The sequence below is a fragment of the Blastococcus sp. SYSU DS0669 genome, assembly GCF_054050895.1.
Genome location: NZ_JBJHAE010000027.1, coordinates 1 through 12,320 on the forward strand (window position 1 = coordinate 1; position 12,320 = coordinate 12,320).

The following is a 12,320-nucleotide window of genomic DNA, read 5'->3' on the forward strand; positions in this document are numbered from 1 at the left end:
CCCCCCCCCCCCCACCCCCATCCACCCACACACCACCCGCACCCCCCCCCCCCCCCCCCCCCCCCCCCCCCCCCCCCCCCCCCCCCCCCCCCCCCCCCCCCCCCCCCCCCCCCCCACGGTGAGGGTGGACGCCACCAGCACGCGAGAGGGCCCGGTCCAGGAATCCTGGACCGGGCCCTCTCGCGTGCGTAGGGCGGGCTTACACCCCGGCGGCGACGGCGGCGGGTTCGGCGGCGATCAGCCGGGCCCGCTCCTCCTCGCTCATGCCGCCCCAGACGCCGTAGGGCTCGCGGACGGCGAGCGCGTGCTTCAGGCACGCGTCGACGACCGGACAACGGGAGCAGACGGCCTTGGCCGCGGACTGCCGCCGCGCCCGGGCCGGCCCGCGCTCCCCGTCGGGGTGGAAGAAGAGGGACGTGTTCTCGCCACGGCAGGCGCCATGGAGCTGCCAGTCCCAGACCTCGGCGACGGGCGTCGGGAGTCTGCGGATGTCGGCCATGTCTCCTCCAGGACTCGGTAGAGCCGGAGGGGGCTGTCCGGCTGCATGGGGCCCGGTGCCCTCGCCGTCCCACCTCCAAACACAGCCGATCCGCAACTTTTGCCGTGTGTGCGCTGCGTCACCTGGCCGCATGGGCCCTCACCCCCCGGGGTGAGGGCGTCTGTTCCGCCGCCTGCGGGTCGATCAGTGTGACTCCAGGTCGTGCTGACGACCGGGAGGGGGATCACCCGGACCGGCTGCCCGACCGGCGCAGAGGTGGAGGGCCCCCGGTGGACCCTCCACCCCCGCGCCGCCCGGTCGGGTGCCTTCCCGACCGGTGGGGGGACCCGGCCGCCGAGCGGCCGGGAGGAGCGAGGAGCTGGCGTGATCGACGACAGGATGCGCGCACCCGTGCACGGCGCGACCGTGTGGGTGTACGACGAGCGACGGCGGGTGCGTGACGACGTCGCCTCACGGCTGGTCGCTCTGCCGTTCGTGGGCCGGGTCGAGGTGGTCGGTGACGCGCAGTCGCTCATGGCCCGCCTGGCCACCCGCACCCCCGACGTCCTGGTGGTCGGCACCCAGCGCGCCGTCGACACCGGGCTCTCCGCCGCCACCCAGGCGCTCCGGACGCACCCGGGTCTCCCGGTCCTGGTGCTCGGTGCGCCCGACGACGCCGACAGCGTCCGGGCCGCCGTGGCCTTCGGCGCCCGCGGCTACCTGCGGTGGGACGCGACCCCGATCGAGATGGGGCTGGGCCTCTCCCGGCTCGGGCTGCGCGCCGACGGCCGGATCCCGCAGCAGGTGAGCGCACCGGCGCCCGCGTGGAGCGGCGCCGCCCCGCTGGCCGGCTCGGCACCCACGACCGTGCGGTCGACCGTCCGCGACGCCACCCCCGCCGTGGCGCTGTCCATGCGGGAGATGCAGGTGCTCACCGGGATGAGCCAGGGCAAGAGCAACGCCCAGATCGGCCGGGAGCTCTACCTGTCCGAGGACACCATCAAGACCCACGCCCGGCGGCTGTTCCGCAAGCTGGGCGCCAAGGACCGCGCCGAGGCGGTCGCGACGGGCTTCCGCCGCGGCATCATGTCCTGACCGGAGGCGCACCGCCCAGATGCGCCTGGTGGCGGTCATCCGACCTCGGTCGACCGCCACCACACGTATATCGGTGCGTCACGCACCTGCAGGGTTGCGCCGAGTGGGGCCCGAAGGGTCCCGCGCAGGCGCGACGGACGCGCTCAGCGCAGCAGGGGGACGGCACCTGGCCGCGGTGTCGTCCGGAGGACGACGATGTGCACAGCTCAGTCGTCCCGGGCGTGGCGGCCGGTGCGCCCGCCGCTGGGCTCGTCCCGCTCCGCCAGCGCCGCGACGCCGTCGGCGTACCCGCTGGCGTAGTCCCAGCTGACGTAGTCGTCGGGGTTCGGGTCGAACGGCGGCTCGTGCCGGCCGGTCTGGCCCTCGTCGAGGAGCTGACGCAGGTTGGCCTGCATCAGCGCCCAGTCGACGTGGTGCTCCTCCTCGCAGTCGGGGCAGTCGACCACGATGCCCTTGATGCCGGTCGGCTCGAGCAGTGTGCGGAAGACCTCGAGCTCGGCGAGGTCGTCGAGCACCCCGGCGCGCTCCTCCATCGTGAGGGGCGGAGGGGCGGGGCCGTCGGCCGGGCCGAAGTCGGGCCCGGAGGCGTCGTCGAACGGAGACACGGTCACACGGTAGCCGCCGGGCAGGCGGAGCGACGCCCCCTCCGCGCCGCCGCCTACGATCAGAGCAGGTCCCGCGCGCCCGCGAGGTGTGTCGAACCGGTGTCCGACCCGATCCGCGCCGAAGGGTGGCCGCGCACATGCAGCCCGACTCCGTGCCCGAGCTGCCGGCGAAGTTCGCCCGCCTCGGGCTCACCTACGACGACGTCCTCCTGGTGCCGGGGGCGTCCGACGTCGTCCCGGCCGAGGTGGACACCAGCAGCCGGGTGACCCGGCGCATCACCCTGGCGGTGCCCCTGCTGTCCAGTGCGATGGACACCGTGACCGAGGCGCGCATGGCGATCGCCATGGCCCGCGTCGGCGGCATGGGGGTGCTGCACCGCAACCTCTCCGCCGAGGAGCAGGCCGGCCAGGCCGACCTGGTCAAGCGGTCGGAGGCCGGCATGGTCACCAACCCGGTCACCTGCTCGCCCGAGAACACCCTCGCCGAGGTGGACGCCCTCTCGGCGCGCTACCGCATCTCCGGGGCCCCGGTCGTCGACGCCGAGGGCGTCCTGGTGGGCATCGTCACCAACCGCGACATGCGGTTCGAGACGGACATGAACCGGCTGGTGCGCGACGTCATGACGCCGATGCCGCTGGTCACCGCCCCGGTGGGCGTCGACCCGGAGACCGCGCTCGGCCTGCTCTCCCAGCACAAGATCGAGAAGCTGCCGCTGGTCGACGACGCCGGGCGGCTCCGCGGGCTGATCACCGTGAAGGACTTCGTCAAGCGCGACCAGTTCCCGCTCTCCACCAAGGACGCCGACGGGCGCCTGGTCGTCGGTGCGGCGCTCGGCGTCGGCGAGGACGCCTACAAGCGCGCCGGGCTGCTGGTCGACGCCGGGGTCGACGTGCTCGTCGTCGACACCGCGCACGGTCACCAGCGGGCGGTGCTGGAGATGGTCGCGCGGGTGAAGAAGGACTTCGGCGGCGGCGCCGGGGTGGGCCAGGGCGTGGAGGTGGTCGGCGGCAACGTCGCGACCCGCGCGGGCGCGCAGGCCCTCGTGGACGCGGGCGTGGACGCGGTCAAGGTCGGCGTCGGCCCCGGCTCCATCTGCACCACCCGCGTGGTCGCGGGCGTCGGCGTCCCGCAGATCAGCGCCATCTACGAGGCCTGGCTGGCGGCCGGGCCGGCGGGCGTCCCGGTCATCGCCGACGGCGGGCTGCAGTACTCCGGCGACATCGCCAAGGCGCTGGTCGCCGGCGCGGACACCGTGATGATCGGTGGCCTGTTCGCCGGCGTCGAGGAGGCCCCGGGCGAGCTGGTCTTCATGAACGGCAAGCAGTACAAGACCTACCGCGGCATGGGGTCGCTGGGCGCCATGCAGAAGCGGGGCAACCAGTCGTTCAGCCGCGACCGGTACTTCGCCGACGACGTCCTCTCCGACGACAAGCTCGTGCCCGAGGGCATCGAGGGGCAGGTGCCCTACCGCGGGGCGCTGTCGGGCGTGGCCCACCAGCTCGTCGGGGGCCTGCGCGCCTCCATGGGCTACGCCGGGGCCGGCACCGTCGCCGAGCTCAAGGAGCGCGGCCAGCTCACCCGCATCACCTCCGCGGGGCTCGTGGAGAGCCACCCCCACGACATCCAGATGACCGTCGAAGCACCCAACTACCGAGGCCGCTGAACCGTGAACGTGCGCGACACCGTCGAGATCGGCCTCAACCGCTTCGCCCGCCGGGGCTACGACCTGGACGAGGTGTCCATCGTCCCGTCCCGCCGCACCCGCGACGTCGACGACGTCTCGACCGCCTGGCAGATCGACGCCTTCCGGTTCGAGATCCCGCTGGTCACCAGCCCCAGCGACGCGGTCATGAGCCCGGCGACGGCGATCGCCGTCGGCCAGGCCGGTGGCCTCGGGGTGCTCAACGGTGAGGGCCTGTGGGCCCGCTACGACAACCCGGCGGAGGTGTACCGCCGGATCGCCGAGGCGGCCGCGGCCGGAGCCCCGCCGGTGGCCCTGCTGCAGGAGGTCTACGCCGAGCCGGTCAAGACCGACCTGATCACCGCGCGCATCAAGGAGATGGGCGACGCCGGGGTGACCACGGCGATCCGGATCTCGCCCCAGCACACCGAGCAGCTCGCGCCCGCGGCGCTCTCGGCCGGGGTGGACATGCTGGTCATCCAGGGCACGATCGTCTCGGCCGAGCACGTCACCAGCCAGGGCGACGCGCTCAACCTGAAGGAGTTCATCGCCGACCTCGACGTCCCGGTGATCGTGGGGGGTGCGGCGAACTACACGACCGCTCTGCACCTCATGCGCACCGGCGCGGCCGGCGTGATCGTCGGGGTCGGCGCGGACACCTACTCGACCACCGACGACGTCATGGGCATCCGCGTGCCGCTGGCCAGCGCGATCGCCGACGCCGCCGCGGCCCGCCGCGACTACCTGGACGAGACCGGCGGCCGGTACGTCCACGTCATCGCCAACGGCCGGATCGAGACCAGCGGCGCGATCGCCCGGGCGCTGGCCTGCGGCGCCGACGCCGTCCAGCTCGGGGAGCCGCTGCGCGCTGCGGCGGAGGCGCCCGGTGGCGGGGTGTGGTGGGACTCGGTCGCGGCGCACCCGCGGCTGCCGCGCGGCGGCACCTCCGCGCGGATCGAGCCGGCCGGCTCCCTGGCCGACGTGCTCCTCGGCGAAGCCCGGGACGCGGACGGCCGCACCAACCTGTTCGGTGCGCTGGCCCGCACCATGGCCAAGACCGGGTACTCCGACCTCAAGGAGTTCCAGCGGGTCGACCTGGTCATCGGCGGCTGAGCGTGGAGTTCCCGACCGTCCTCGTCGTCGACTTCGGCGCCCAGTACGCGCAGCTCATCGCCCGGCGCATCCGCGAGGCCGGCGTCTACTCCGAGATCGTCTCCTCGGAGGTGCCGGCCGAGGAGATCGTGGCCCGCAAGCCGGCCGCGATCGTGCTCTCCGGGGGCCCGTCGAGCGTGTACGCGCCCGAGGCCCCGCAGGTGGACCCGACGCTGTTCGAGTCCGGCGTTCCGGCGTTCGGCATCTGCTACGGCTTCCAGGCGATGGCCGCCTCCCTGGGCGGCACCGTCTCCCGCACCGGCGACCGCGAGTACGGCGGCACCCCGCTGACGGTGACCACGCAGGCGCGGCTGTTCGGGGACCTCCCGGTCGAGCAGAACGTCTGGATGAGCCACGGCGACGCCGTCAGCGCGGCCCCGCCCGGCTTCACCGTGACGGCGACGTCGACCGGTGCGCCCGTCGCCGCCTTCGAGGACGTCGACCGCCGGCTCGCCGGGGTGCAGTTCCACCCCGAGGTGCGGCACACCGCCCACGGCCAGACGGTGCTCGAGCACTTCCTTTTCGACATCGCCGGGCTCGAGCCGACCTGGACGATGAGCAACGTCGTCGACGAGCAGGTCGCCGCGATCCGCGAGCGGATCGGCGACCGTCGGGCGCTGTGCGCGCTCTCGGGCGGGGTCGACTCCGCCGTCGCCGCGGCGCTGGTGCAGCGGGCGATCGGCGACAAGCTCACCTGCGTCTACGTCGACCACGGCCTGATGCGGGCCGGCGAGACCGAGCAGATCGAGCGGGACTTCGCCGCCACCACCGGCGCGGACCTGCGGGTCGTGGACGCGAGCGACCAGTTCCTCGCCGCGCTCGCCGGGGTCAGCGACCCGGAGGAGAAGCGGAAGATCATCGGCCGCGAGTTCATCCGGGTGTTCGAGCAGGCGGCCACCGACGTCGTCGCCGACGCCCAGGCGCACGGCGAGACCGTCGACTTCCTCGTGCAGGGCACGCTCTACCCCGACGTCGTCGAGTCCGGCGGCGGCAGCGGGACGGCGAACATCAAGAGCCACCACAACGTCGGCGGGCTGCCCGAGGACCTCACCTTCACCCTCGTCGAGCCGCTGCGCACGCTGTTCAAGGACGAGGTGCGCGAGGTCGGCCGGCAGCTCGGCCTGCCCGACCGGCTCGTGCAGCGCCAGCCGTTCCCGGGCCCGGGGCTCGGCATCCGCATCGTCGGGGAGGTCACCCGCGAGCGGCTCGACGTGCTCCGCAAGGCCGACGCCATCGCCCGCGAGGAGCTCTCCGCGGCGAAGCTGGACGACGAGATCTGGCAGTGCCCCGTCGTGCTGCTGGCCGACGTCCGCTCGGTCGGCGTGCAGGGGGACGGGCGCACCTACGGCCACCCGGTCGTGCTGCGCCCGGTGTCCAGCGAGGACGCGATGACCGCCGACTGGACCCGCCTGCCCTACGACGTGCTGGCGAGGATCTCCACCCGGATCACCAACGAGGTCGAGGAGATCAACCGGGTCACCCTCGACGTGACCAGCAAGCCGCCGGGCACCATCGAGTGGGAATGAGGACCCTCCTGCCCCCCGGCCCTCGCTGACGCTCGGGCCGGGCCCCTGCAGGACGGCCGTTCCAGCACCTCACGAGGGGCCGTTCCGGCACCTCACCAGGGGCCGTTCCAGCGCGTCGTCCCCGGGGGCTGCAGCACGTCACCTTGGCGGTTTCATGACGTCGTGTGGCCTCGGCGCGCGCGACGGGTCTGATCATGATCAGGTTGACGACGGCCGTTGACGTCGAGGACCCGGAGGACGAGTGATCTCCTCGGCGTGGCCGCTCCTTCCGAGCCTGGGCGTGCTGGCCGCGATGGCCGTCGTCATCGTGGTCGTCGGTGTCCGCCTCACCCGGGTCGCGGACACCCTCGCCGAGCGGACCGGGCTCGGTGACGCGATCGGCGGCGCCCTGCTCCTCGGCGCCGTCACCTCGCTGCCGGGCAACGTCACGGTCCTCACCGGCGCGCTCGAGGGCGACCCCGGGTTCGCCCTGGCCAACCCCGTCGGCGGCATCGCCCTGCAGACGGTGTGGCTGGCGATCGCCGACCTGCTCTACCGGCGGGTCAACCTGGAACACGCGGCGGCGTCGCTGCAGAACGTCCTCCAGTCCGTCCTGCTCATCGCGATGCTGGCGCTCCCGGTCATCGCGTACGCCACCCCTGACCTGCGGCTGGGGTGGATCCACCCCCTGACGCTGCTGATCCCCGCGCTCTACGGCTACGGGCTGGTGCTGCTCCGGCGGATGCAGCACGAACCCATGTGGCAGCCCAAGCACACCGACCAGACGGCGGACGACGACGAGGGCAACGGCGACGGTGACAGCGATGAGGCCGGGGCCGGGGCCGGGGACGGGAACGGGAACGGGAACGGTGACGAGCGCTCCACCGCACGGCTCTGGGGCCTGCTCGCCGCGTTCGGCCTGGTCACCGGTGTGGCCGGCTGGCTGGTGGGCAGGGCGGGGCTGAGCGTCATCGCCCGGACCGACCTCGACAGCGGTGTCCTCGGCTTCACCCTCACCACGGCGATCAGCTCGCTGCCCGAGCTCGTCGTCCTGCTGACGGCGGTGCGCATGGGCCAGCTGACCCTCGGCGTCGGCAACATCGTCGGCGGCAACGTCTACGACATCCTGATGATCTCCGTGGCCGACGTCGGCTACCTGGAGGGCCCGATCTACCGGGACGCCGGCCCGACCAGCCTGATCCTCGTCGGGGGCACGCTGCTCATGACCGCCGTACTCGCTGCGGGGCTGCTCATGCGCGACCGCAAGTGGATCGGCTTCGAGGGCGTCTCGATCCCCCTGATCTACGTGGGCACGGTGGTCCTCGCCGTCTACGCGTGACCGCAGGACGCGGCGAGGGCCCGGGAGCGGTCGCTCCCGGGCCCTCGCCCTCCGTCCCTCCCGCCGGTCAGCCCCGGCTGCGCGGTCTGCGGAGCTCCCGCACCAGCAGGGCCACGCCGGCCCCGACGAGGAGGAGCCAGAGGAGGGTGCCGTCCTCGAAGAGGCTGAACGGCAGGTCGACCCCGACCAGCGCCGACAGCGCCAGCAGGATGAAGAGGACACCCGGGACGAGGGCGACCAGGTCGACCCTGCGCCGTGGCTCCGGGGCGGGCTGGTCCTCGGTCTCCAGGGGACGGACCATCTGCCACTGCTGCTCCTGCCACGCCGTCGGCGTGGTCGGGAACTCGCTGTAGTCAGCCACGGGACACCTCCACCTGTCCGATACCGCTGTGGATCTCGAGTTCGATCTCGGCCTCGCCGTCGTCGGTCCAGTCCGCGGTACCGAGGCCGGCGACGTAGCCGCTCCCGGACGTGGTGGAGCCGAAGACGTCGACCTGGCCCACGCCGTGGTCCGCGGAGACCCGCACGTCGGCGGAGCGGGGGACGATCACCTCGACGTTCCCGATGCCGTGCTCGACCCGCACCTCGAGGGCCTCGTCGAGGTCGTCGAGGGGCACGTCGGAGAGGTCGACGGTCAGGTCGCCGATGCCCCCGCTGTAGACCTCCCGGACGTCGGCGGCGGTCTGGGGACGGTACGTCCGGTCGCCGACGCCGTCCCCACCGGAGGGCGTGGCCGTGGCGATCAGCAGCGCCAGGGACAGGAGCACCCCGAGGGTGATCAGCCCCCCGCGGGCGGTGCGGCCACCGGTGACGGCGGCGACGACAAGACCGGCGCCGACGACGAGCAGCGCCGTGCCGAGGAAGGCGGCCGGCCCGGGGTCCCAGCCGGTGAGCCGGGACAGCAGGGCCAGCAGCCCCATCAGGATCAGCAGCCCGGCGATGGTGATGCCCGGGACCGGCGACCGGGGGGCCACGGGCCCCCGGGCCCGTGACGGCAGGAACGGGCGCCCGGGCGCCGACGGGGTGCCGTCCGCCGCGACCGGCATGAGCAGCCACAGCAGCAGGTACACCAGGACGCCGGTGCCGCCGGCGAGGGCGAGGGCGACGAAGCCGACCCGCCACAGGAGCGCGTCGACGCCGCTGTACTCGGCGAGGCCGCCGCTGACGCCGCCGATCACCTTGTCGCTGCGGCTGCGGCGCAACGGGGCGCGGTCGGGCGGGGGCGACCACGGGGGCGGCTCCACCGCGGGGGGAGCGGGAGGGGGTGCGGAGGTCATGGCAGCAAGCGTGCCGACCGGCGGGGCCGGTGACCATCAGGGAACCCCCCGAACCGACCCTGGTTCCCTTTCCGGGGTGATCACCGGTGTCGGCGGGCGGGCCGCCGGTGCGACGATCGGTAGCGTGACCACCGACCTGCGCCTGCCGCCGCGCCCGCCCCTGGCGCGTCCGCGCGAGGGGCGCCTCGTCGCCGGCGTCGCGGCCGGCACCGCCGCGCACCTGCGCCAGGACCCGCTGGTCGTGCGGGTGGCGTTCGTGCTGCTGGCGACGACGGGGCTCGGGATCATCGCCTACGCGCTGCTGTGGCTCACCATGCCGGTCGCCGCCCCCGGGGAGCCGACCGCGGTGACCGAGGGCTGGCGCCCGGCCGGTGCCCGGCAGTGGATCGCGCTGGTCGTGCTCGGCCTGATCGCCGTCAGCCTGCTCGGCCAGCTCAGCCAGTGGACGAGCTCCGACGTCGTGCTGCCGCTGATCCTGCTGGCCGGCGGGCTCACCGTGATCTGGCGGCAGCTGGACACCGACCGGACCCTCGCCGTCGCTGGTGTGCGCTGGGCCCTGGCCGGTGGGGTCGCCGTCCTCGGCGTCGGGTTGTTCCTCCTGCTCGCCACCACCGGCCAGCTGGCCAACGCACGCAACGGGTTCGCCGCCACCCTGCTCATCCTCACCGGCGTCGTCCTGGCCACCGCCCCACTCTGGCGGCGGCTGCTCGACTCCCGCGCCGAGGAACGCGCCGCCCGCATCCGGTCGGAGGAGCGGGCGGCCGTCGCCGCGCACCTGCACGACTCGGTGCTGCAGACGCTCGCCCTGATCCAGCGCAACGCCGAGGAGCCGCAGGCGGTGAGCCGGCTGGCCCGCAGCCAGGAGCGGGAGCTCCGGGCCTGGCTGTACGACCCCGCCGCGGTCCGCGAGGGCGGCACGTGGGCCGGGCTGGTGGCCGGCATGGTCGCCGAGGTGGAGGCCGACCACGCGTTGACCGTCGACCCCGTCGTCGTCGGTGACGCCCCGGTCGACGAGGAGCTCGCCGCCCTCGGCGCCGCGACCCGTGAGGCGCTGGTCAACGCGGCCAAGCACTCCGGCGAGCCGTCGGCGGACCTGTACACCGAGGTGACCGCCGACCAGGTGTCGGTCTTTATCCGGGACCGCGGCAAGGGCTTCGACCCGGGCACGGTGCCGGACGACCGCCGGGGGCTGCGGGACTCGGTGCACGGCCGGCTGGCGCGGCTGGGAGGCTCGGCCCTGGTCCGGTCGACGCCGGGTGAGGGGACCGAGGTCGAGCTGGTCCTGCCGAGGAGGAGCGCGTGACGCCGGTCGAGCAGCAGAGCAGCACCCCACGGGTCTTCGTGGTGGACGACCACGCCATGGTGCGGACCGGCGTGCGCGCCGAGCTGGGTGGGGAGGTGGCCGTCGTGGGCGAGGCCGCCGACGTCGCCACCGCGGTCGAGGGGATCCGCACCACCCGACCCGACGTCGTGCTGCTCGACGTCCACATGCCCGGCGGAGGCGGCCGCGCGGTCCTGGAGACCCTCCGCGGTGAGCTGCCCGAGGTGAAGTGGCTGGCCCTCTCGGTGTCCGACGCCGCGGATGACGTCATCGCCGTGATCCGGGCCGGGGCGCGGGGCTACGTCACGAAGACGATCTCGGGGCCCGACCTGCTCGACGCGGTCCGCCGGGTGGCCGACGGCGACGTCGTCTTCAGCCCCCGGCTGGCCGGCTTCGTGCTCGATGCCTTCGCCGCCGGTGGCGCCGCCGCACCGGAGCCGGCGGAGGAGGCCACCGACCCCGGGCTGGACCTGCTGAGCGCCCGGGAGCGGGAGGTGATGCAGCTGCTGGCCCGCGGCTACACCTACCGGGAGATCGGGTCCCGGCTGTTCATCTCGGTGAAGACGGTCGAGTCCCACGCCTCCAACGTGCTGCGCAAGCTGCAGCTCTCCAACCGCAACGAGCTCACCCGCTGGGCGGCGACCAACCGGTTGCTCTAGGTGCCGGACGCCGCAGCCCGGGGTGGCCCGCGTCCGCTCGGGCGGCACGATACGGGCCGGTGTTGCGTCCGCGTGGCGCCGGCGGGGCCCGGTGTTGCGGTCGGCGCTTCGTCCCGGGGTCAGGCGGTGTGGACGACGTGGAACGCCTCGGCGAGGCGGCCCGCCGGCAGTCCCAGCCGCTGCGCGGTCTGCCGCATCCAGCCGGTGAGGAAGTCGTCGAGGTCCTCGACGTGGCTCACCTGCGTGACGTGCCGGCGCAGCGCGGCGAGCTTGCGGTCGACGACGTCGGTGACGTCGACGGCGTGGTCGGCGCGCGGGCTGGCGCCCAGCCAGACCTCGGCGACGGTCCACGCGTCGAGCCCCTCGTCGGCCAGCAGTTCGGGGAAGGCGAAGGGGTTGCGCGCATCGGGGTAGACCGCGCGCAGCGTCGACTCCCCGACGGTCATGTGGTCGGGGTGGCTCGCGCCGATCCGCTCCCAGAACCGCTCGGGGGAGCTGGTCAGCACCCGCTGCGGACGCACCTGCCGGATGACCCGGGTGATGTCGCGGCGCAGGTCGAGCGTCAGCTCCAGCCGGCCGTCGGGGTAGCCGAGGAATCGGACGTCGGTGACGCCGACCTCCGCGGCCGCCGCCACCTGCTCGGCCCGGCGCAGCGGGCCCATCTGCTCGCGCGGGGTGTCGTCGAACCCGCCCGCGTCGCCGTCGGTGACGATCAGGTAGGTCACCTCGGTGCCGGCCGCCGTCCAGGTCGCCACGGTGCCGGCGCTGCCGAAGTCGACGTCGTCGGGGTGGGCCAGGACGCACAGAGCGCGCTCGACGTGCTCGGCGGGCTTCGGCTGGGGGAGGGTCACGCGGCGAGCGTAGGTGGGCCGGGCGCGGAGCCCGGGCGCCGTTCCCGCAGACTCGGGGGGTGCCCGGCTACACGCTGACCGTCGCGCTCCGGTCCTCCGCGCCCCTGGACGACGCCGCGATCGACGCCCTCCGCGCGGTGCTGCGGCCCGAGGACCCCGAGCTGCGGCTGTGGCGGGAGCCCGACCGCGCGGTGCTGCGCCTGGCCACCGAGTGCGAGGCCGAGGACCTCGACGCGGCCCTCGTGCTCGGCATGGAGCTGGCCGACGAGGCGAACGAGGCCCGCCCCGGCCGGGTGTTCGAGGTGGCCGCGATGGGCGACGAGGACTCGCAGGTCTGGCGCAGCGGCCCCTGAGCC

The 12,320-nt window shown here is 74.2% G+C and carries 13 protein-coding genes; 8 read left to right on the plus strand and 5 right to left on the minus strand.

What is annotated here, in order from left to right:
• Positions 1 to 199 precede the first annotated feature (199 nt).
• Positions 200 to 499, minus strand: a complete 300-nt coding sequence (locus ACI792_RS18790; RefSeq protein ID WP_091929063.1) for a WhiB family transcriptional regulator — start codon at positions 497 to 499, stop codon at positions 200 to 202.
• Positions 500 to 862: 363 nt separating this feature from the next.
• On the opposite strand from ACI792_RS18790, the gene ACI792_RS18795 reads away from it, so the two are divergent.
• Positions 863 to 1,573 (plus strand): response regulator transcription factor, encoded by a 711-nt coding sequence (locus tag ACI792_RS18795; protein ID WP_456603937.1) that lies wholly within the window; start codon positions 863 to 865, stop codon positions 1,571 to 1,573.
• A gap of 206 nt (positions 1,574 to 1,779) precedes the next feature.
• Here the strand turns inward: ACI792_RS18795 and ACI792_RS18800 are convergent, their stop codons facing one another.
• A complete protein-coding gene (locus ACI792_RS18800) occupies positions 1,780 to 2,178 on the minus strand; it encodes a DUF5319 family protein (protein ID WP_456579625.1) in 399 nt (132 codons plus the stop codon).
• Between the two features lie 137 nt (positions 2,179 to 2,315).
• Between ACI792_RS18800 and guaB the strand changes: the two genes are divergently transcribed.
• From guaB to ACI792_RS18820, 4 genes are all read left to right on the plus strand, one after another.
• Entirely contained in the window at positions 2,316 to 3,842 is a 1,527-nt protein-coding gene (guaB, locus tag ACI792_RS18805; RefSeq protein ID WP_456603938.1) for an IMP dehydrogenase, read from the plus strand.
• A gap of 3 nt (positions 3,843 to 3,845) precedes the next feature.
• Entirely contained in the window at positions 3,846 to 4,973 is a 1,128-nt protein-coding gene (locus tag ACI792_RS18810) for a GuaB3 family IMP dehydrogenase-related protein (RefSeq protein WP_456603939.1), read from the plus strand.
• 2 nt (positions 4,974 to 4,975) lie between these two features.
• Positions 4,976 to 6,538 (plus strand): glutamine-hydrolyzing GMP synthase, encoded by a 1,563-nt coding sequence (guaA, locus tag ACI792_RS18815; protein ID WP_456603940.1) that lies wholly within the window; start codon positions 4,976 to 4,978, stop codon positions 6,536 to 6,538.
• A gap of 241 nt (positions 6,539 to 6,779) precedes the next feature.
• Positions 6,780 to 7,856 carry a sodium:calcium antiporter gene (locus ACI792_RS18820; protein ID WP_456603941.1) on the plus strand — a complete coding sequence of 359 codons (1,077 nt, stop codon included), beginning with the start codon at positions 6,780 to 6,782 and terminating at the stop codon, positions 7,854 to 7,856.
• Positions 7,857 to 7,923: 67 nt separating this feature from the next.
• On the opposite strand, the gene ACI792_RS18825 is transcribed toward ACI792_RS18820, so the two are convergent.
• Together ACI792_RS18825 and ACI792_RS18830 are read right to left on the minus strand one after the other, a co-directional pair.
• Positions 7,924 to 8,217: a hypothetical protein gene (locus tag ACI792_RS18825; protein ID WP_456603942.1), complete on the minus strand. Its 294-nt coding sequence runs from the start codon at positions 8,215 to 8,217 to the stop codon at positions 7,924 to 7,926.
• Complete coding sequence (locus ACI792_RS18830; protein WP_456603943.1) at positions 8,210 to 9,133, minus strand: PspC domain-containing protein; 924 nt, start codon at positions 9,131 to 9,133, stop codon at positions 8,210 to 8,212. Before ACI792_RS18830 ends, ACI792_RS18825 begins: the two co-directional genes overlap by 8 nt.
• Before the next feature lie 124 nt (positions 9,134 to 9,257).
• Here ACI792_RS18830 and ACI792_RS18835 point away from each other — a divergent pair, with 124 nt between their 5' ends.
• On the plus strand, positions 9,258 to 10,436 hold the full coding sequence (locus tag ACI792_RS18835; protein ID WP_456603944.1) for an ATP-binding protein: 1,179 nt from the start codon (positions 9,258 to 9,260) through the stop codon (positions 10,434 to 10,436).
• On the plus strand, positions 10,433 to 11,113 hold the full coding sequence (locus tag ACI792_RS18840) for a response regulator (RefSeq protein ID WP_456603945.1): 681 nt from the start codon (positions 10,433 to 10,435) through the stop codon (positions 11,111 to 11,113). Before ACI792_RS18835 ends, ACI792_RS18840 begins: the two co-directional genes overlap by 4 nt.
• A 119-nt stretch (positions 11,114 to 11,232) precedes the next feature.
• Here ACI792_RS18840 and ACI792_RS18845 read toward each other — a convergent pair whose 3' ends face one another.
• Complete coding sequence (locus ACI792_RS18845) at positions 11,233 to 11,964, minus strand: PIG-L deacetylase family protein (protein ID WP_456603946.1); 732 nt, start codon at positions 11,962 to 11,964, stop codon at positions 11,233 to 11,235.
• Positions 11,965 to 12,023: 59 nt separating this feature from the next.
• On the opposite strand from ACI792_RS18845, the gene ACI792_RS18850 reads away from it, so the two are divergent.
• Entirely contained in the window at positions 12,024 to 12,317 is a 294-nt protein-coding gene (locus ACI792_RS18850) for a hypothetical protein (RefSeq protein WP_456603947.1), read from the plus strand.
• Positions 12,318 to 12,320: the final 3 nt, after the last annotated feature.

Bases quoted from the DNA above. Each gene is read 5' to 3' on its own strand.
- ACI792_RS18790 (WP_091929063.1), bottom strand. From the start codon at position 499: ATGGCCGACATCCGCAGACTCCCGACGCCCGTCGCCGAGGTCTGGGAC.
- guaB (WP_456603938.1), top strand. From the start codon at position 2,316: ATGCAGCCCGACTCCGTGCCCGAGCTGCCGGCGAAGTTCGCCCGCCTC.
- ACI792_RS18830 (WP_456603943.1), bottom strand. From the start codon at position 9,133: ATGACCTCCGCACCCCCTCCCGCTCCCCCCGCGGTGGAGCCGCCCCCG.